21 protein-coding genes and 1 pseudogene are annotated in these 20652 nt (G+C 38.6%); 21 read left to right on the top strand and 1 reads right to left on the bottom strand.

Going from position 1 to position 20652, the window contains the following annotated elements:
- Nucleotides 1-1854 carry an excinuclease ABC subunit UvrC gene (gene uvrC, locus EV203_RS01820; protein WP_009609938.1) on the top strand — a complete coding sequence of 618 codons (1854 nt, stop codon included), beginning with the start codon at nucleotides 1-3 and terminating at the stop codon, nucleotides 1852-1854.
- Here the strand turns inward: uvrC and EV203_RS01815 are convergent.
- The gene (locus tag EV203_RS01815) at nucleotides 1851-2831 is read right to left on the bottom strand and encodes a biotin--[acetyl-CoA-carboxylase] ligase (RefSeq protein ID WP_132038976.1); all 981 of its coding nucleotides are present in this window, start codon (nucleotides 2829-2831) and stop codon (nucleotides 1851-1853) included. The genes uvrC and EV203_RS01815 overlap by 4 nt on opposite strands.
- Nucleotides 2832-2941: 110 nt before the next feature.
- Between EV203_RS01815 and hprK the strand changes: the two genes are divergently transcribed.
- From hprK to gyaR, 20 genes and pseudogenes are all read left to right on the top strand, one after another.
- Nucleotides 2942-3859, top strand: a complete 918-nt coding sequence (gene hprK, locus EV203_RS01810) for an HPr(Ser) kinase/phosphatase (protein WP_022588816.1) — start codon at nucleotides 2942-2944, stop codon at nucleotides 3857-3859.
- Nucleotides 3860-3873: 14 nt separating this feature from the next.
- A complete protein-coding gene (locus tag EV203_RS01805; protein ID WP_041587190.1) occupies nucleotides 3874-4620 on the top strand; it encodes a phosphatase in 747 nt (248 codons plus the stop codon).
- Between the two features lie 31 nt (nucleotides 4621-4651).
- Nucleotides 4652-4773: pseudogene (locus tag EV203_RS13670) on the top strand (MerR family transcriptional regulator); the annotation flags it as partial.
- A 62-nt stretch (nucleotides 4774-4835) separates the two neighbouring features.
- Nucleotides 4836-6287, top strand: coding sequence for an IS200/IS605 family accessory protein TnpB-related protein (locus EV203_RS01795; RefSeq protein ID WP_009609976.1), 1452 nt, complete (start codon nucleotides 4836-4838; stop codon nucleotides 6285-6287).
- Between the two features lie 146 nt (nucleotides 6288-6433).
- A complete protein-coding gene (locus tag EV203_RS01785; protein WP_009609975.1) occupies nucleotides 6434-7372 on the top strand; it encodes an ROK family protein in 939 nt (312 codons plus the stop codon).
- A gap of 16 nt (nucleotides 7373-7388) precedes the next feature.
- Complete coding sequence (locus EV203_RS01780; RefSeq protein ID WP_132038975.1) at nucleotides 7389-8876, top strand: long-chain-fatty-acid--CoA ligase; 1488 nt, start codon at nucleotides 7389-7391, stop codon at nucleotides 8874-8876.
- Nucleotides 8877-8887: 11 nt separating this feature from the next.
- Nucleotides 8888-9481 (top strand): YesL family protein, encoded by a 594-nt coding sequence (locus tag EV203_RS01775; protein ID WP_009609963.1) that lies wholly within the window; start codon nucleotides 8888-8890, stop codon nucleotides 9479-9481.
- Nucleotides 9482-9605: 124 nt separating this feature from the next.
- Nucleotides 9606-10007 (top strand): HEPN domain-containing protein, encoded by a 402-nt coding sequence (locus EV203_RS01770; protein WP_011026098.1) that lies wholly within the window; start codon nucleotides 9606-9608, stop codon nucleotides 10005-10007.
- Nucleotides 9980-10300, top strand: coding sequence for a nucleotidyltransferase domain-containing protein (locus tag EV203_RS01765; protein ID WP_011026097.1), 321 nt, complete (start codon nucleotides 9980-9982; stop codon nucleotides 10298-10300). The genes EV203_RS01770 and EV203_RS01765 overlap by 28 nt, the downstream gene beginning before the upstream one ends.
- A gap of 87 nt (nucleotides 10301-10387) precedes the next feature.
- A complete protein-coding gene (gene amrA / locus EV203_RS01760; RefSeq protein ID WP_009609940.1) occupies nucleotides 10388-11776 on the top strand; it encodes an AmmeMemoRadiSam system protein A in 1389 nt (462 codons plus the stop codon).
- Nucleotides 11777-12763, top strand: a complete 987-nt coding sequence (amrS, locus tag EV203_RS01755; protein ID WP_011026095.1) for an AmmeMemoRadiSam system radical SAM enzyme — start codon at nucleotides 11777-11779, stop codon at nucleotides 12761-12763.
- A 103-nt stretch (nucleotides 12764-12866) separates the two neighbouring features.
- On the top strand, nucleotides 12867-13094 hold the full coding sequence (locus EV203_RS01750; protein ID WP_011026094.1) for a hypothetical protein: 228 nt from the start codon (nucleotides 12867-12869) through the stop codon (nucleotides 13092-13094).
- 67 nt (nucleotides 13095-13161) lie between these two features.
- Nucleotides 13162-13497: a hypothetical protein gene (locus EV203_RS01745; RefSeq protein WP_011026093.1), complete on the top strand. Its 336-nt coding sequence runs from the start codon at nucleotides 13162-13164 to the stop codon at nucleotides 13495-13497.
- A 152-nt stretch (nucleotides 13498-13649) separates the two neighbouring features.
- Entirely contained in the window at nucleotides 13650-14645 is a 996-nt protein-coding gene (locus tag EV203_RS01740; protein WP_011026092.1) for a LacI family DNA-binding transcriptional regulator, read from the top strand.
- 52 nt (nucleotides 14646-14697) lie between these two features.
- A complete protein-coding gene (locus tag EV203_RS01735) occupies nucleotides 14698-15786 on the top strand; it encodes a Gfo/Idh/MocA family protein (RefSeq protein ID WP_011026091.1) in 1089 nt (362 codons plus the stop codon).
- A 13-nt stretch (nucleotides 15787-15799) separates the two neighbouring features.
- The gene (locus EV203_RS01730; RefSeq protein WP_011026090.1) at nucleotides 15800-16846 is read left to right on the top strand and encodes a Gfo/Idh/MocA family protein; all 1047 of its coding nucleotides are present in this window, start codon (nucleotides 15800-15802) and stop codon (nucleotides 16844-16846) included.
- A 13-nt stretch (nucleotides 16847-16859) separates the two neighbouring features.
- Nucleotides 16860-17606, top strand: a complete 747-nt coding sequence (locus EV203_RS01725) for a sugar phosphate isomerase/epimerase family protein (protein WP_132038974.1) — start codon at nucleotides 16860-16862, stop codon at nucleotides 17604-17606.
- Between the two features lie 2 nt (nucleotides 17607-17608).
- Nucleotides 17609-18523 (top strand): sugar phosphate isomerase/epimerase family protein, encoded by a 915-nt coding sequence (locus EV203_RS01720; RefSeq protein ID WP_011026089.1) that lies wholly within the window; start codon nucleotides 17609-17611, stop codon nucleotides 18521-18523.
- 80 nt (nucleotides 18524-18603) lie between these two features.
- Nucleotides 18604-19524, top strand: a complete 921-nt coding sequence (locus tag EV203_RS01715) for an AEC family transporter (RefSeq protein ID WP_132038973.1) — start codon at nucleotides 18604-18606, stop codon at nucleotides 19522-19524.
- 20 nt (nucleotides 19525-19544) lie between these two features.
- Nucleotides 19545-20519: a glyoxylate reductase gene (gene gyaR / locus EV203_RS01710; protein ID WP_132038972.1), complete on the top strand. Its 975-nt coding sequence runs from the start codon at nucleotides 19545-19547 to the stop codon at nucleotides 20517-20519.
- The last annotated feature ends 133 nt before the right edge of the window (nucleotides 20520-20652 follow it).

Here is a 20652-nt window from a genome sequence, read left to right as displayed (position 1 = left end):
GTGGATTTGCAGGAAAAGTTAAAGCTTTTGCCTGAAAAGCCTGGGGTATACCTGATGAAGGATGAGGAAGGGAATATAATCTATGTGGGCAAAGCCTCTGTTTTGAAAAACAGAGTGAGGCAGTACTTCCAAAACACAGACAATCATCCTCCAAAAGTGAAAGTAATGCTTTCTCACGTGGAAGACTTTGAATACATCGTAACAGATACAGAGCTTGAGGCTTTGATGCTAGAGTGCAACCTCATTAAAAAATACAAGCCAAAGTACAACGTGCTTTTAAAAGACGACAAAAATTATCCCTATATAAAAATTACGGTGGCAGAAGATTATCCCAGAATAATGTTCACAAGAAAAATAGACATGGACGGGTCCAAATATTTTGGACCCTATGGCAGTGCTTTTGCTGTCAGAGAGACGATAAAACTTGTGAGGAAGATGTTTCCTATAAGGACCTGCAATGTAAATATAGAAAAAAGCCTGGGAAAAGTGAGAGAATGCCTTTATTACCACATAGGGCTTTGTTCTGCGCCCTGCACAGGGAGAATAGAGAAAGAGGAGTACAGAAAATTGGTAGATCAGGCAGTCATGTTTTTAGAAGGGAAAAGAGAATGGCTTGTTGAGAAATTAAAGGAAGAAATGCAGAAGGCTGCCGATGAGCTTAGGTTTGAAGAAGCAGCAAGGTTAAGAGACCAGATTTTTGCCATAGAGAAGATTTCAGAAAAACAAAAGGTGACCTCTATCAGTGAAGATGAACAGGATGTAATTTCAATGGCGAGAAGTGATGACATTGCGCACATAGAGGTGTTTTTTGTAAGGGAAGGGAAATTGAGCGGGAGAGAACATTACTACATGAAAAATACAGAGGGAATGGGAAGAGAAGAGATAATTTCTTCTTTTATAAAGCAGTTTTATGAAAGTTCTCCTTCTGTGCCAAAAGAAATAATAATCGATGTGGAGTTAGAGGAAAAGGACCTTCTAGAGGACTGGCTTTCACAGAAGAGGGGAAACAGAGTGAGCATTACAGTACCTTTAAGAGGAAAGAAAAAAGAGCTTGTGGACATGGTGTATCAAAATGCGGTAGAAGCTCTAAAAAACGAGATCCTGGCGAGAGAAAAGATATTAAAAGACCCGGCTGTATTAGAGCTTTCAAACCTTTTAGGGATTGAATACCCTAAGAGGATAGAAGCCTATGATATATCCAATGTGAGAGGAGAAGACAATGTAGGTTCTATGGTGGTTTTTGTAGATGGAAAGCCTAAAAAGAGCGAGTACAGGAAGTTTACTATCAAGTACGTGGAAGGGCAGGATGACTATCAGAGCATGAGGGAGATGATTGAAAGAAGGTTCCTGCATGCACTGGAAGAGAAAAAACAAATAGAGGAAGGTACCCTTTCTAAAGAAAAAGCCAAGTTTATAGAAATGCCCGACCTCATACTGGTAGATGGAGGAATTGGCCATGTAAATGCGGCTTTGGAGGTAATAGAAAAGCTAGGAATTTCGGTACCCGTGTATGGAATGGTAAAGGATTCAAGGCACAGGACGAGAGGGCTTGTGGGGGTTTCTGGGGAAGTTCAGATGCCCGTGACTGGAAGAGCCTTTAGGCTGGTAGCACAGATACAGGAAGAAGCACACCGGTTTGCTATAACTTTTCACAGAGAAAGGCAGAGCAAAAGATTTAAGACAGATCTTTTAAACATCAAAGGGATTGGAGAAAAGAGGGCAAAAGTCCTCTATGAAGCTTTTGGCTCAATTGAGGAGATAAAAAAGGCCTCTTTAGAGGAACTTAAAAAAGTTAAGGGAATGAATGAGAGGTCAGCAAAAGCAGTTTATGAATATTTTCACGGCGAAGTTTAAATGTAGTCCAAAAGTCCTCTTACAGAGACTTCCCCTGATAGGAGGGCTATTTCTTCACCTTTTTCTGTCTTTATTACTAGTTTTCCCTCTTTATCTATTGCGATGGCCTGCCCTCTTATTTCTCTGTCAGTGTAAATTACTCTCACTTCTTTCCCTATTGTTATAGAATTTTCAAGTATTAGAGGCCTTAATGATTCAAACCCCTTTTCTTCATATTCTTTGTAATAAATTTCCAAATTGTTTAAGAGAGAAGCCAAAAGCTTTTTTCTGTCCACAGGCTTTTCTAATTCCAACTGCAAAGAGGTGGCTTTTTCTTTTAAGTCATCTGGGAATTCTGTACAGTTTACATTTATTCCTATACCTATCACTATGTAGTTTACGACATCTATTTCCGATGACATTTCTGTCAAAATCCCGCAAACTTTCTTGCTGTTTAGAATTATATCGTTTGGCCATTTGATTTTTGTTTTTACGCTGCAAACCTCTTCTATTGCCTTTACCACTGTTAAAGCTGCTACTTGAGTCAAAGCCACAGTCTTTTCAGGTCTTATTTGAGGCTTTAATATTACGGATGTAAGGATACAGGAGCTTTTTTCAGAGAACCAACTTCTGCCCATTCTCCCTCTGCCTTTTGTCTGTTCTTCTGCTACAATTACTGTTCCATCTGGCACTTTGTAAGCGAGCTCTTTTGCCATGTCATTTGTAGAGCTTAAGCTTTCTTTATGTATGTAATTTCTTCCTATGAATTTGGTATTGAGATAGGGTGCGATTTCTTCGTAAATTAAAAGGTCAGGCTCTGAAATCAAGCGATAGCCCAGTTTGCGATGAGCCTGTATTTTGTATCCCAGCTTTTCAAGCTCTTTTATTTGCTTCCAGATAGCCGTCCTTGAGACTTTCATAATCTCAGAAAGCTTTTGACCTGAGATGAAGTCTTCTCTGTTTTGCTTTAGAATTTCTACAAGTTTTTGTCTGAGCATTTTTTCACCCCATTTTTTCCTCTAGAAAATATTATAAACCAGGTTTACTTACTTTCCAATAAATAATATAATTGAATTAAATGCGGGGCTTTTGGGGCGGAGGTGAAAATGTGGAAAAGGTCTCTGTAGAAACTCTGATAAAGGATTTGAACTTGGAAGTGATTGTAGAAGCAGAAAATAACAAGATAGACATAACTACAAGCGATGTCAACAGGCCAGGGCTCCAGTTTGCTGGCTTTTACGAGCACTTTGCCTACGAGAGAGTGCAGATAATGGGAAAAGTGGAAACTACTTTTGTAGAGCAACTTCCGGATGAGGTTTTAGCAGAAAGGGCAGATAAATTCTTCGCATACCCTATTCCCTGTCTGATTGTGACGAGGGATTTAAATATAAGGCAGGAGATAATAGAAGCTGCAAAAAAGCACGACAGATACCTTCTAAGGACAAAGGAGGCTTCCACCAAGTTTATAAACAGGCTTATAAACTATCTTGATGAGAAGCTAGCACCTCAAATCACCATTCACGGAAACCTGGTGGATGTCTACGGGATAGGAGTACTGCTTTTAGGGGAAAGTGGCATAGGTAAGAGCGAGACAGCTCTGGAGCTTGTGAAAAGAGGGCACAGGCTGGTGGCAGATGATGCCGTGGAGATACGTAAAATAGGTGAAGACAAGCTTCAGGGCAGTGCTCCTGAGATAATAAGGCATTTTATTGAAATAAGAGGGATAGGAATTTTGGACGTTAAAACTTTATACGGCGTAGGTTCTGTGAGAAACAGCATGAGCATAGACTTGGTAATTCAGCTGGAGGAGTGGGATGAGGACAAGTACTATGACAGGTTGGGGCTTGAGGACGAGTATATAAAATTCCTTGACGTGGAAGTTCCCAAGCTCACCATCCCTGTTCGACCTGGAAGAAACCTGGCAATTATTGTAGAGGTTGCTGCAATGAACCATAGGCAGAAACAGATGGGCTACAACGCAGCCCATGAGCTCAATAAAAAACTTCTAAAGCAAATAGGAAATTGAAGGGGAGGATGAAATTGAGGCTGGTGCTAGATACTCACACCCACACCATCGCCAGTGGGCACGCATTTAGCACAATTATAGAAAATGCCAGGGAAGCCTTTAGAAAGGGGCTTCAGCTTATATGCATTACTGACCACGGACCGGAAATGCCAGGAGGTCCGCATATATACTACTTTGGGAACTTAAAGGTGATACCTGAGAAAATAGAGGGGGTGGAGATACTAAAAGGAGTGGAAGCCAATATAATGGACGAGGAAGGGAGGATAGACCTTCCTGAGAGGATTTTAAAAAAGCTGGATATTGTCATTGCAAGCCTTCACGATGAGTGCTTTGAGCCAAGTGAGGATGTAGAGAGAAATACTAAAGCTTTAATAAATGCCATAAAAAATCCCTATGTGGACATAATAGGACATCCGGGCAATCCCATATATCCCATTGATATTGAGAGAGTGCTTGAAGCTGCTAAAGAATACGGCAAGTTTATAGAAATAAACAACAGCTCTTTTGTAACCTCTAGAAGAGGCAGTGAAAAAATATGCCCTATAATAGCCGGAAAAGCTAAGGAAATGGGTGTTAGAGTGGCTGTAGGAAGTGATGCCCACATATGCTTTGACGTAGGACGGTTTGACGAGGCGATAAGGCTTTTAGAAGACATCAATATGCCAGAAGAGCTCGTATTAAATACTTCTGTAGATAAAGTAAAGCAATACTTACAAGAAAAGAGGAAAAGAATTGGGGGAGGTCAAAACAGTTGGAATTAGTAGTAAAAAATGATATAATTTTAATTGAGTGATGATAAATGTTATTAACTATAAAAAAGTTAAAGAGCTATATGATATAAGCAGAATTATATTAATAACTGGGAAAAGGAAGGATTAATAACCCCAGTTAGAACACCAAAAGGAAGAAGGCAGAGGACCTAATAGCAATAGTGGCGTCTTTCGCAGCAAGAATTTACGGGAAAGGGGTAAAAAGCATGATAGTGATACAGGCTAAACTTATTTTTCTAAACCAAGAAGACAAACAAATAGTATTAGACTTAATGAGAAGATGGTCCTCCTGCATGAGATATGCATATAAAAGGCTTCTAGAAGGCCATGACAGAAAAACGCTAAAAAGAGACCTTCAGGAACCTTTTGAGTTAAACTCAAGATATGTAGATGACGCAATAATGAAAGCAGGAAGCGTATTAGAATCCTCCAAGGAATTAGGGAATAATCCAAAGAAAGTCATTTTTGGAGGAAGAGACTTATTTAAAAAACTTCAAAATCGCCATATAAATGGGAAAGAATATCAAAAGCTAAAAACAAAGTGGCAAGAAAGAAGAAAAGGAAATCTCTATTCAAGAGGAGATAAAAGCAAAAAAGGAAATCTCAACACAAGAATAGAAGTAAGAAAAAATGGCACTTTCTTAAGGATAAATGTATGGGAAAGAAAATATGTGTATGCCAGAATAGAAGCAGGCTACAAAAAGAATAAGAGCAGAAAGAATAAGAGCAGAGGAGAACTCCTGCAGGAAATTGCAGAATCAAACATACCTTACTCTGTAGAATTAAAACTCAAGAATGGCAATATATACGCCTATTTTGCTATTGAAGAAGAATATCCAGAAATAAAAATAACAAAAGAAAAAGGAGTCATAGGAATAGACATAAATGCATATCCAGACAACATATCATGGGCAGAAGTAGATGAAAAGGGCAATCTAATAAGTTATGGCAGTATACCAATGCCAGAGCTTACAAGTGGCAGTAAAGACAAAAAAGAATATTACAGATGGCAATATGCCCATGAAATAGTAAAGATAGCAAAAGAGAAAGGAAAAGCAATTGTAATTGAGGGATTAGAAATAAAAGACAAAGGCAAAAGAGGAGACTTTTCAGGGAGAAAATCAAGGAGAATAAGGCATAGCTTTAGCTATAAATCACTTCTTTCAAAAATAAAAACACTGGCAAAAAGAGAAGGGATAGAAGTAATAGAAGTCAATCCTTCTTACACCTCAATAATAGGGATGTTGAAATATGCACCGCAGTATATGATAACAAAAGATGTAGCAGCAGCCTATGTAATAGCAAGAAGAGGGTTGGGACTGCAGGAAGAGATACCAGATAATTATATGAAGTTTCTCAACGCATTGACTGTAGAAGAATTAGAAGAATTAAAAGACCATGTAAAGAAAACAGTCAAAAACATACATTTAAAGAAAAAGCACATGAAAGAGATAAACAAAGTAATAAAACTCATACAAAGCCTTGAGAGTGAGTCAGAAAGGGTACTAAAACCTCTGTACGGAACAAGTTTTAGTACCTATAATTTCTGGCGAGTTCTCAAGGTAGCGGTGGTAACACCACTCTCTCCTGAGAAGATATTAAGAGACTTCTCTACCCTGAAAGGATTACTAATTCAGGGTAAGTGGAGAGACCCTTAAGGGCGCGAGTTCCTGCTTCTTGGGGCAGGGGCTATGGCTTTCCCAAAAACCGCCTGCTGGGGCTGGGAAAGTCTGAAAGGCGGACTACAAATACCCCAGCTATCTAAACTGTACATTTTTGTACAGTTTGGGTAACCAGGAGATGTATGAGGATAGGTGTTGACCTTGGAGGAACAAACATAGCAGTTGGCTTGGTAGAAGAGGATGGCAAGATAATTGCTACAGGTAGCAGGCCTACCAAGCCTGAGAGAGGATATGAGGCAATTGCAAGAGACATAGCAGAACTGAGTTTTGAGCTTCTTCAAAGGATGGGAATAAGCGTAAAAGACGTAAAATCCATGGGAATTGGTGTTCCAGGAGTTGCGGACAATGAAAAGGGAATAGTGATAAGAGCAGTAAATTTGTTCTGGACAAAAGTGCCTCTGGCGAAGGAGATAAGAAAATACATTGATTTGCCGATATATATGGAAAATGATGCAAATGTGGCGGCACTAGCAGAGGCTACTTTTGGAGCAGGGAGGGGTTCAAAGTCTTCTGTGACAATCACTTTAGGGACAGGAGTTGGCTCCGGATTTATACTGGATGGGAAGATTTACAGCGGCGCTCATCACTTTGCTCCGGAGATAGGTCACATGGTCATAGGGGATAATGGCATAAGGTGTAACTGCGGCAAAATTGGCTGCTTTGAAACCTATGCCTCTGCTACTGCATTGATAAGGGAAGGGAAAAAAGCTGCTAAGAGAAATCCCAATACTCTGATTTTAAAATTTGCAAATGGCGATATTGAGGGCATTACTGCTAAAAATGTGATAGACGCTGCAAAACAATATGATGAGGAGGCTCTAAAGATTTTTGAGGAATATGTAAAATATTTGGCAGTTGGGATTGTAAACATAATAAACCTGTTTGACCCGGAAGTAATAATATTAGGTGGCGGGGTTGCAAATGCGGGAGATTTCCTCTTAAAGCCTCTCAAAAAAGAAGTGGCAGAAAATATACTCTTTAAAGAACTTCCCTATGCTGACATAAGAAAGGCTGAGCTTGGAAATGATGCCGGCATAATTGGTGCCGCTATATTAAGTTAAAGGAGGATTAATTTTTATGAGAATTTTTGAAGTGCATAAAAAGTCAGGCGTTTCGGACAGTCACATAGCCATAAAATTTAAAGGCAGAGTTTATACCTATGGAGAAGTAGATGCCTTAATTGACAAATATGCCTCTTACTTTCAATCAATAGGGGTTAAAAAAGGAGATAGAGTTGCCTTGAGCTTCCCAAATTGTCCCGAATACATATTTTCATTTATGGGAGCTTCAAAGGCAGGAGCGATTGTTGTGCCTCTTAACATGATGCTTACTTTAGAAGAAATAGGGTATATCATAATGGAGTCAGGGACTAGCGTCCTTGTAGTTCACCCTGCTATTGCTCAAAAAGTGGATAAGTCGCAGCTTGCAAGGCTTAATTTAAAAAATGTGGTGATTATGGATGAGAACACTGTTAATGAAATTTTAAAAATGAAGTCTCCTGCGCCAGTGGATATAGAATCAGGTGAAGTGTGCGCCTTTTTGTACACTTCTGGAACTACAGGCAAGCCAAAAGGTGCTATGCTTACACACGACAATTTTGTCTCTGATGTAAAAATGCTATATGATGTGTCGAGAGTGATTGACTTAGGACCCAATGATAATTTCCTTACAGTGCTTCCTCTTTTCCACAGTTTTTCCTGGACAGTCAATGTGCTTTTAGGGCTTTACCTGGGTTCTACCATAACTCTTAAAGAAACTTTTATGCCGAAAGATACGCTGGAGACCCTCATACAGGAAGACATAACTGTTTTTTGCGGTGTTCCCTCTATGTTTGCAGTATTGATGAGAATGGCAGAAAAAGGACAATTTAAAGCATTAAGGCTTGCAATATCTGGAGGAGCGCCGCTGGCAGCAGAAGTACAGAGGGGTTTTGAAGAAAAATTCAACTTTCTGCTTGTAGAAGGCTATGGATTAAGTGAAGCAGCCCCTGTTGCCCTTTTAAATCCTCTTGATCCAAAAGCCTTAAGAAAGCCGGGTTCCATAGGTTTTCCACTGCCAGGAGTTGAAGCAAAAATAGTTGATGAAAATGACAATGAGCTTCCAGTAGGAGAAATAGGAGAGCTTGTCCTTAAGGGGCCTAATGTAATGGTGGGTTATCACAATATGCCAGAAGAGACGGCTAAGACTTTGAGAAATGGGTGGCTACACACAGGAGACCTTGCCAAAAAAGATGAAGATGGGTATTTCTACATTGTGGATAGATTGAAGGACATGATAATAACAGGGGGGTTCAACGTATATCCAAGAGAGATTGAGGAGGTGCTTTTAACTCACCCTGCTGTTCTTGAAGCAGCTGTAGTAGGAGTTGGGGACCCTCTAAAGGGCGAAGAGATAAAAGCTTTTATAGTATTAAAAGAGGGTGCTGAAGCAGACAGAAGAGAGCTTCAATCTTTCTTAAAGGACAAAATTGCCTCCTATAAAATCCCAAAATATTTTGAATTTGTGAAAGAACTTCCTAAAACTCCTACAGGGAAGGTGAATAAAAAACTTTTAAAACAGATGTAAGGTGAAGTCAGATGAGAGATTCTAAATTCTGGGATTTTGCATATTTTGTAACAGACCTGATGATACTCAATGTCCTGTGGCTTTTAGCTTCACTGCCTGTTATCACTGTTTTTCACTCTACAGATGCCCTATTTTATTCTATACGCCTTTTGAGAAAGGATGAGGGAGGAAGCGCCTTAAGGGAGTTTTGGAGAGGATTTGTAAAGCACTTCTGGTGGATGACAGCAAATTTCTTTATCACGGCGTTGACTCTCTTTATACTCTATGTGGACATACAGTTTTTTACTCACCAGCGCTCCTCCTTTGGCTATATTTTAAGCGGGCTTCTTCTCTCAATGGGACTTATGTTTTTAATAACTTTAATTTACACTTTCTTAACAGTGCAGTATTACGAAGGCAATCTTTTAGGGCTTTGGAAGACATCTTTTGTACTGGGGTTAGGACATTTGCCCCAGACAATTCTTATAATAGGCATAATAGCACTTGCTTTCTTTGTGCTTCAGGTTGTACCAATAACTTTTTTCCTCATTTTAATAAGTGGAACGGCATATCTTATAGACATTGTCTTTGAAGGGATTGTAAAAAAGTACATAAAGAAAGATTAGTGATTTACATTTTAGCAAATCTCTACAAGAAGTTCTTATTCTCATATGAAAGCTTCATCTCAAATAAATGGGATGAGGCTTTTATTATTGTGGTATAATCAATTATAGAGAATATCAAAGAGGTGTGTCAAAATTGGAAAAAGATGAATTGGTAAAATTTTGGCTTGAAACAGCTGAGAAAGATTACAATACTATGCTTCATTTATATGAAAGTAAAGATTATCATTGGAGCCTTTTTATGGGGCATTTAGTAATTGAAAAATTGCTAAAAGCATTGTATGTTAAAAATATAGGTCCCGATGTACCAAGGACACATGATTTATTGAGAATAGCTGAAAAAATTGGGATTTCTTTAACTGAACAAACGAGAGATTATTTTGATTTACTTACTACCTTTAACATAACTGCTAGATATCCTGATTATAAGCAAACTTTTTATAAAAAATGTACTCCTGAATTTACAGCGTCAATTATTAATGTCGTAAAGGAGTTGAGAGAATGGATACTGATGTTGATAGAAAAATGATACAAAAATTAGTAAAAGAATACATTGACTTAGTGAAAAAAGAAATAAATGTCAAAAATGCTTATTTATTTGGTTCTTATGCAAGAGGGAAATATGATGAAAACAGTGATATAGATATTGCTATAGTTAGTGATGACTTTACAGGAGATATGATTGAAGATACGTTTAGACTAATGAGGCTGAGGAGAAAGATTGATATGCGTATTGAACCACACCCTTTTAGAACAGTGGATTTTGATGTTTCTAATCCTTATGTAAAAGAAATTGTAACTAAGGGGATTAAGGTTGTATAGCTATAAAGCTTCATCTCAAATAAATGGGATGAGGCTTTTATTATTGTGGTATAATCAATTATAGAGAATATCAAAGAGGTGTTAAATATGGGAGAACTGGTGGGTTGTTACCTGATGCCTCATCCTCCTATAATTGTGCACGAGGTAGGGCGCGGAGAAGAAAGAAAAATACAAAAGACAATTGACTCTCTTGAAAATATTTCCCAAGAAATAAAACAAAAGCGGCCGGACACGGTGATAGTGATAACACCCCATGGCTATGTATTTAAAGATGCTGTTTCAATAACTACATTACCTTCTCTAGAAGGAGATTTATCTCAATTTGGCGCAAGAGAAGTAAAATTTAAATTTGAAAATGATTTAGACCTGGCAAGAGAAATAATGGAAGAGACGAAGAAAAGGAACATACCAATAGCAGAAGTAAGTGAGGAACTGATAAAAAAATACGTACTTCCCAAAAAACTTGACCACGGGACAATTGTACCTTTATACTTTGTTACCAAACATTACCCTGATTTCAAATTAATCCACATGTCTTATGGCTTTTTGCCTTTTGAAAAGCTTTATGAGTTTGGCGTTGCAATCAAAGATGCAATAAATAAATCGGATAGAAGGGTAGTCTTCATAGCAAGTGGTGACTTATCCCATAAACTGACGCCAAACAGCCCAAATGGTTACACTCCAAAAGGAGAAGTTTTTGACAAGACCCTTTTACAATTGCTTTCAGAGATGAAAGTAGAAGAAGTAATAAGAATGGATAAGGATTTGATAGAAGAAGCTGCCGAATGTGGTTTTAGATCTGTCTGCGTAATGCTGGGAGTCTTGGATGGATATGAAGTCAATGCTAAAGTTCTTTCCCACGAAGGTCCTTTTGGAGTCGGGTATGGTGTTGCAAAATTTGATGTAACAGGCTATAAAAGCACAAGTTTACTTGAAAGATTTTCTACAATAGAAGAAGACCCTTATGTGAAACTTGCTAAGGAAAGCCTTGAATACTATGTGAAATACAGGCGTCCCATGCCTGTCCCCGAAGGGCTTCCTGAGGAAATGTACAGAAGAAAAGCGGGAGTTTTTGTGACCCTTCACAAAAAGGGAGAGCTTAGAGGCTGTATAGGAACAGTAGTTCCGCAGAAGAAAAACGTAGCTGAAGAGATAATAAGAAACGCTATAAGTGCAGGTTTTGAAGACCCCCGTTTTCCCCCGGTTAGAGAGGAAGAGCTTCCCGAAATCGAATATTCTGTCGATGTATTAATGCCTACGCAGCCTGTGAAATCAAAAGATGAGCTTGACCCCAAAAGATATGGAGTTATTGTGAGAAAAGGATTTAGGGCAGGACTTTTACTGCCTGATATAGAGGGAGTGGACACTGTGGAGGAGCAGCTTTCCATTGCTTTGAGAAAAGCTGGGATTAGGCCCGATGAAGACTACACAATTGAGAAGTTTGAAGTTGAAAGGCACGAACAAAGGGTGTTTTAAATGCTAAAAGAAGCCATGTTTTATGAAAAATTAGAAAATAATGCCATTAGGTGCCGGCTATGCCCTCACAACTGCTATATCACTGAAGGGCGATACGGTATATGCGGGGTCAGAAAAAACGTAGGTGGCAGACTTTTTTCAGAAAATTACGGAGTGATAACTTCTATTGCCTTGGACCCTATAGAGAAAAAGCCCCTTTATCATTTTTATCCTGGCACTTACATCTTTTCTGTAGGTACTTACGGCTGCAATTTAAAATGCAAGTTTTGTCAAAATTGGGAAATTGCTCATCAAAAGTGGGAGGGGGACTTTATCTCGCCTCAAGACCTCATACTCCACGCAAAGAGGCAGAGGCACAACATAGGTATAGCTTTTACTTATAATGAGCCTCTCATATGGTATGAATACGTATATGAAGGCTTGCAAGAGGCGAAAAAGCAAGGGCTGAAGACAGTTCTCGTGACAAATGGATATATAAACCCTGAACCTTTAAAAAATTTGCTTCCATATGTCGACGCGATGAATATAGATGTAAAAGCCTTTACAGAAGATTTTTACAAAAAAATAGTAGGTGGGAGATTAGATCCTGTACTAAAAACAGTGGAGGAAGCCTCAAAACACAGTCATGTAGAAATTACGAATTTGATTGTGACGGATTTAAATGACAGTGAAGAGGAGATAAGGAATTTGTCTAAATGGCTTTCCCAAATTGATAAAAATATTCCTTTACATTTTTCCAGATATTTTCCTCACTACAAGCTGACTAAGCCCCCTACTCCCATATCAACTCTGGAGAAAGCGAGGGATATTGCAAAGGAATATCTAAATTTTGTGTATGTGGGAAATGTTTTAGGAATTGACAGCAACACCTATTGCCCTTATTGTAGCAATCTTCTCATTGAAAGGCATGGATTTTATGCAAAAATAAAAGGGCTTGACGGCAATAGGTGCAGTAAATGCGGAAGTGTCATAAATGTAGTTGTATAGGTGAAAAGGCATGTTCTGCCTTTTTCTTTTTTTGTGACAATATTGAGCTTCTTTTCATATATTGTCTTTAGATTATACTTCTTTAAATTTTGGAGGGAGATTAATGGATGACATAAAAAAAGAATTTCAGAAGGCAGTCGATGCCTTAAAATACGCTATAGAGCTTTCTTTTAAAGAATACAAGAAAGACCCATCCAAAAAAGACCAGATAGTGGCCTTGTGGCAGAATACCATAGGAGAATTTTTGCAATATTTTTCTAAGATTAGTGAAAAATACAATGCAAAGGACTTGTATAAAGCTATAACAAAAGTTATGATTTTTGGCAAATAACACATTAAATTTTATCAAAAAACGGGGGCAAAATATTAATGAGCTAAAGAAAGGAGGAAAGATAAATATGGCTATTTTAAAATTTCTTTCCTCCAGAAAATTTTACTGGGGGGCTGTTGCAGCGGCTTTAGGCATGATGTTTTACCCCAAGGCTAAAGAGAATATAAAGCCCTCATTGGAGAAAAGCTTAAAAGAAATGCAGGATGCCATAAATAAAGCGGTCAAATTTTTTGATGAAAATAAACAAAAAATAACCGAAGCGATTAAGAAAAAAATAGAAGAATTAAATCAGACTGCGCAAAAAGGCAGTATAACCAAACAGAAAGAAGAGGCTTTGAACCAGTTAGAATATCTTAAAGCTAAAATTCAGGCTTTGGAGGAAGAAATAAAATCCTTAGAGTGAATTGCCTGACCTTTTAGGTTGGGCTTTTTTAATTATTGATTTTTTAAAATTTAGTGGTATAATAGTTAATGTAATGCGTTACAAAAATTGCAGAAAAGATGGTTGAAATTTATTGAAAAATATTATGTAATCTGTTACATAGGAGGCTTGCGATGGCTAATATAAGAGAGGTTGCAAAGAGGGCAGGGGTTTCTGTTGCCACAGTCTCAAGAGTTTTAAATAACAGCGATTTGGTGTCAGAAGAAACACGTGAGAGGGTTTTGAAAGCCATAAAAGAGCTAAATTACCATCCCAATCTTCTTGGCAGAAATTTAAGGCGCTTAAAAACGAAAATGGTACTGGCACTTATGCCAAACGTGTCGAACCCCTTTTATGCAAGAGTTGTAAAGGGAATAGAAGATGTAGCTCATAAAAATGGGTACAATGTAATGCTTTGCAACACAGATTCAGACCCTGAGAGGGAAAAAGCGTATTTGGACCTTTTGAAAAATAAGCTGGCAGATGGAGTCATCCTCATGGCATCAGTTATGGGAAAAGACGAGTTAACTCTTCTGGCTAAAAATTACCCTGTAGTTCAATGCTGTGAATACATAGAAGGAGCGGGTGCATCTTACGTCTCTATAGACAATTTTTCTGCTGCCTATAAAGCTGTAAAGCACCTTATAAATTTGGGCCTCAGGAGGATAGCACTGATTACCTGTAAAAACGACTTTATTTCCACCAGGCAAAGAGAAACAGGATACAGAAAGGCCCTGGAGGATGCGAATATAGAATTTGATGAAAATTTGATAAAATATGGAGATTACAGTTTTAAAAGCGGGATGAGAGCGGCCAGACAGCTTTTATCTTTAGAAGAAAAGCCTACTGCCATATTTGCAATTTCTGACATAATGGCCATCGGAGCTATAAAGGCTTTAAAAGAAGAGGGATTTAAGGTTCCAGAAGATGTAGCAGTTGTAGGATTTGACGATATAAGCTTTGCCTCCATGTACGACCCGGCCCTTACCACGGTATCTCAGCCCAAATACGATTTGGGATGTATCGCGATGGAAGTCCTCTTAAAGCATATTGAAGGGGAACTGGAAGATCCGCAGAGAATTTTTCTGGAGCACGAGCTTGTTATAAGAGAGTCAACAGTCAAGTATTAAAAATTGCCCTTTGAGGCAATTTTCAAAATAAACAGCAAAGGGAGGAAGAAAAATGTCCAAGGAAAAAGTGAGAGTAGGAATAATTGGTTGCGGAGGGATAGCTTTTGGAAAGCACATGCCCTCTTTGGCAAAGCTTGATAACGTTGAAATGGTGGCCTTTTGCGACATCATAGAGGAGAGGGCTAGGAAGGCAGCAAAGGAATACGGAACAGACGATGCGAAAGTGTACACAGATTACAGAAAGCTTTTAGAAGACAAGACTATAGACGTAGTGCACGTCTGCACACCGAATAAGTCTCATGCAGGCATAACTGTGGATGCTCTTTACGCCGGAAAGCATGTAATGTGTGAAAAGCCAATGGCAAAGACTGCAGAAGGCGCAAGAAAGATGGTAGAAGCTTATAAGAAGACAGGCAAAAAGCTTACAATAGGGTATCAGAATCGCTTCAGGCCAGATTCGCAGTATTTACATAAGATTTGCCAGAATGGAGAGCTTGGCGAAGTTTATTTTGCAAAGGCATATGCAGTGAGGCGCCGTGCTGTTCCCACATGGGGGGTTTTCTTGGATGAAGAAGAGCAGGGAGGAGGTCCTCTAATCGATATAGGAACCCATTCTCTCGATTTAACCCTTTGGATGATGAACAATTACAAGCCTAGGATGGTGGTTGGCACAGTGTACCACAAACTTGGCAAGATGGCAAACGCGGCAAACGCATGGGGACCATGGGACCCTGAAAAATTCACAGTAGAAGATTCTGCCTTTGGGTTTATAGTCATGGAAAATGGCGCTACCATCATATTAGAATCCAGCTGGGCTTTGAACACACTGGATGTCGGGGAAGCGATGACGACTCTCTGCGGGACAGAAGGCGGAGCCGATATGAGAGATGGGCTTCGCATAAATGGCGAGAGGTTTGGACGCCTTTACACTACAAAAGTATCTTTTGACATAGGCGGTGTCGCGTATTACGAAGGGAAAGGAGAAGACCCCGGGTATCTGGAAGCCAAGTCCTGGATAGATGCCATTGTAAATGACAGAGAACCGGTTGTAAAGCCAGAAGAAGCTTTGGTGGTAAGCGAGATATTAGAGGCTATTTACACATCAGCTAAGACAGGAAAGCCTGTATACTTTAATAAGTAATGGAGGTTTATGTATGAAAAAACTCAGATACGCATGTGTCGGTGCAGGTGCAGTTGCTGATTACAAGCACCTACTCGGTTATTCAAGATTAAAAGATGTTGAAATTGTAGCCATATCTGACCCGGATGTTGGGGCGGCTAAGAGGCTGGCAGAGAAGTACAGTATTCCTCATGTTTACGAAAACTATGAAGAAATGTTTGAAAAAGAAAAACTTGATCTAATTAGCATATGTACTCCTAATTATTTGCATGCCCCTATTTCTATAAAAGCGATGGAGAAGGGAATTCACATCCACTGCGAAAAGCCCATGACTTTAAATGCCAAAGAGGCCCACAAAGTAATTGAAGCGAAGAATAAATACAAGACAAAATTTATGGTGGGATTAAATAACAGATTTACAAACGAATCTTACTTTGTAAAAAAGTACATAGAAGAAGGCTATCTTGGAGAAATATACCATGTAAAGACGGGATGGAGGAGGAGAAGAGGCATTCCGGGTAAAGGTGGATGGTTTACCACAAAAAAATTATCTGGAGGAGGGCCTTTGATAGATTTGGGCGTGCATTTTATTGACCTGGTCATGTATTTTATGGATTATCCGGAGGTTAAGTCCGTTTCAGCAGCTACCTACTCTAAATTTTCAAATAGTACTAGCTGGAATGGATGGAGTGAAGCAAAATCAGGCAATGGCATTTACAATGTAGAGGATATGGCAGTGGGATTTATAAGACTTAAAAATGGTACTACAATTGACTTTGAATTTAGCTGGGCCTCCAATATTGAGGGAGATTACAACTACTATGAAATTTTAGGAGATAAAGGCGGTATATGGTTCAAAAATGGTCAGATAAAGGTATTTTCAGAAGTTGTGAATACTTTAGTGGACATAATACCAAATACAAACTATCCCAAGAAGCCTTTAGACGAGTTTGAACACTTTGTAAACTGCATAAAAGAAGGTAAAGAACCTTTGGCTTCAGCGGAAGAGGGAGCAAAACTTATGGAAATAATAGATGCGGCGTATCTGTCCGCTGAAAAGGGAGTTGAAATAGTTCTTTAAGGGGGAAGTTAGGATGCTACCTATTGCGCTTCAGCTTTATACTGTTAGGGAAGAAGCACAGAAAGACTTTACAGGCACTCTTGAAAAAGTGGCAGAGATGGGATATGAAGGTGTAGAATTTGCAGGATATGGCGGATTAAAGGCAAGCGAACTTAAAAAGGTTTTAGATAGGACTGGTCTTAAGGCAGCCGGGTCGCATGTGGGTATAGAGTTACTGAAGAAGGATTTAAACGGAGTTTTAGAGTATAGCCTTGAAATAGGGAACAGGTATATAGTGTGTCCCGGCGTTCCCTATAAATCAAAAGAGGACTATATTGAGATGGCAAAGTTTTTCAATGAAGTAGGGGAAAGGTGCAAAGAAAAAGGGCTTATTTTCTGCTATCACAATCACGCCCATGAATTTGAAATTTATGATGGAGAATACGGCCTTGATATACTTTTTAAGAATACGGATAAAGAGTCAGTGAAAGCAGAAATTGATGTCTACTGGGTAAAATACGCTGGAGTAGACCCTCTCGAATATTTAAAGAAATTTTCTGGAAGGCTTCCTCTCATTCATTTAAAAGATATGGATGGAAAGGATAGGAGCAATACAGAGATAGGGAATGGAATAATCAACTTTAAAAAGATAGTAAAAGTTGCAGAAGAAAATGGTGTGGAGTGGCTGATTGTTGAGCAGGATGAGTGCAAAAGGTCCCCTCTTGAGAGTGCAAGAATAAGCCTTGAGAATTTAAAAAGGATTTTAAAGGAGGAATTGTAATTATGTATATAGGATTTTTAACAGTGGCTTTAAGAGACATGCCTTTAAAAGAAAAAGCCAAATGGGCGAGTGAAAATGGATTTAAATCCTTAGAGGTTGCCTGCTGGCCTAAAGATAACACTAGGGATTATTCAGGTACTGACATAGACGTGGAGACTTTGACAGAGGAAGAAGCAGAAGAGATAAAAAAATATTTTAAAGAGTACGGGCTCACAATTTCTTCTTTAGCATATTATGACAATAACCTGGATAAAGACCCTGAAAAAAGGAAATTTATAAACAACCATCTTAAAAAATGCATTGATGCGGCTAAAATGCTGGGCACTGATATGGTAGGAACCTTTGTGGGAAGAAACATTGAAAAGAGCATAAAAGACAATTTTGACGAATTTGAGAGGGTTTTTACGGATATAATAAAGTATGCTGAAGACAGAGGTGTGAAAATCATAATAGAAAACTGCCCTATGGAGGGCTGGCAGGTACACGGGCTTCCTGGGACAATATCCTTTACGCCGGAACTCTGGGAAGAAATGTTTAGAAGGATTCCATCCCCAAACTTTGGATTGAATTTGGACCCCTCTCACCTTGTGTGGCAGTTTATAGACTACATAGAAGTCATACCAGAATTCAAAGACAGAATATTCCACGTCCACGCAAAAGACACGGAAATTTTTGAGGATAAACTGAGAAGATACGGAATTTTTGGAAGGCAGCTCTCACCTGGAATGGGATATTGGAGGTACAGAATGCCAGGCATGGGAAAAGTCGATTGGGAAAGGTTTATAAAAACGTTGAAGGAAAGCGGATATGATGGAGTTATAAGCATAGAGCACGAAGACCCTGTGTATGAGGGTAGCGAAGAAAAAGTAAAAGAAGGACTTCTTTTAGGATTAAAATACCTAAAACAGTTTATATAAGGCTCAACTTTAAGTTGGGCCTTTTTTGTAAATATTTTAAAACTGTGGTATAATCGAAATTGACAGGATGAGGTGAAAAAATGGTCACATCTAAAATAGCTGAAATCCTCGTAGAAATCTTCATCGTTATGGCTGTCGGTTATTACGTAGCTTATATAAAGCTTGTAAAAGAAGAACATTTCAAGATGCTAGCAGATTTAACCATTTTGGTTGCAACTCCACTGCTTATATTCTACAGCATGTATGTAAATTACACTCCAGAGCTATTAAAAGCCTCTTACAAATTGCCTCTTGTGAGCTCTTTTACTGTGGTTTTAACTTTACTGATTTCTGCTTTTATTTTTAAACTACTTAAGGTTCCAAAAGAGAAGAAAAATGCTCTGTACGCTCTTTCTTCCTTTAGCAATACTATATTTTTGGGTCTCCCAATAAATATGGCACTATTTGGGGATATAAGCCTTCCATATGTCATCCTCTACGATTTGGGGCATACACCTTTATTCTGGACTTTAGGCATCTGGGTTTTATCTGATGATAAATCTTTTGATGTAAAAGGACTTAAACAGATTTTAAATCCCTCTTTTATTTCCATAGTTTTAAGCTTTATGGTAGCATCACTGCGAATATATGTACCAGAGGTCATAATGAAGAGCGCTTATATGATAGGGAGTATAGCAATTCCAATGGCCCTTTTATTTATAGGGATGAATATGTACGTCATAGAAAAAGGAGACTTAAACTATTTGCTCTTTATTCCTGCTTTGATAAAGCTAATTTTAACCCCCTTAATCGCTTTTTTATTGGTCTATTATCTGAACCTGCCTGTTATTGCCAAGAAAGTTGCTGTACTTGAAGCTGCAATGCCCACAATGATTACTGTGGCAATTGTCGCAAGGCAGATGAGTGAAAAGAACGGCTTTGCTTCTACAGTAGTCTTCATTGCAAACCTGCTTTCGTTTTTAACAATACCAATATTTTTGGTGTTGATAAATAAACTTTAAGTGGAGGAGTGATAGCAAGTATGTTTAAAGTTTTTGTGACAAGAGCTATTCCAGAGGAGGGACTGGAACTTTTAAGGAAGTATTGCGAAGTGGAGGTGAGCCCATATGACAGAATGCTTACCAAAGAGGAGCTTTTGGAAAAAATAAAAGACAAGGATGCAGTGATAACACAGCTTACTGACAAGGTGGATAAAGAGTTTTTTGAAGCTGCCAAAAATGTAAAGATTGTCGCAAATTATGCTGTGGGCTTTGACAATATAGATCTAGAAGAAGCTACAAAAAGGGGAGTTTACATAACAAATACGCCCGATGTCTTGACAAATGCTACTGCAGAACTAGCTTGGGCTCTTTTATTTGCTGCAGCGAGAAGAGTGGTAGAAGCGGATAAATTCATGAGGGCAGGTAAATTTCAGGGCTGGGCGCCAATGCTTTTCTTAGGAAAAGGTGTAACCGGGAAAACGTTAGGAGTTATAGGCGCAGGGAGAATAGGACAAGCTTTTGCTAAAATGGCAAAAGGCTTTGAGATGAAGATTTTATATAATGCCAGAACTCCAAAACCCGAATTTGAAAAAGAGACAGGAGCCAAGTACGTTGATTTGGACACTCTCTTGAAAGAATCCGATTTTGTCTCAATACACCTTCCTTTAACACCTGAGACAAGGCATTTAATTGGAGAAAGAGAGCTAAAACTTATGAAAAATTCTGCAATATTGATAAACACAGGTAGAGGGCCTGTGGTAGATGAAAAGGCACTGGTTAAGGCTTTAAAAGAAAAATGGATTTACGCTGCAGGCTTAGACGTCTATGAAAGAGAACCAGAATTTGAAAAAGAGCTGGCCGAACTTGACAATGTTGTAATGCTTCCTCACATAGGAAGTGCAACAGAAGAAGCTAGAAGAGACATGTCAGTGCTTGTCGCCCAGAATATAATTGACGTGATAGAAGGAAGAGTTTCTCGTACATTGGTTAACAAGGATATTCTGAATAAAAGATAATCTTTGGGGGTCCCTTTTGGGATTCCTTTTTTAACTCCAAAAATTCCATAAAGGCCAATAAAAAATTTAGAAATAAAGGAGGATTTTTTGGATTTGTGTAGAATTAATATAATGAAAGCAATAAAAATCCACA

This window comes from Caldanaerobacter subterraneus (genome assembly GCF_004345675.1).
GTDB classification, from domain to species: domain Bacteria; phylum Bacillota; class Thermoanaerobacteria; order Thermoanaerobacterales; family Thermoanaerobacteraceae; genus Thermoanaerobacter; species Thermoanaerobacter subterraneus.
The sequence above is the reverse complement of the archived record's forward strand: the minus strand, read 5'-3'. Positions and strand labels throughout refer to the sequence as shown.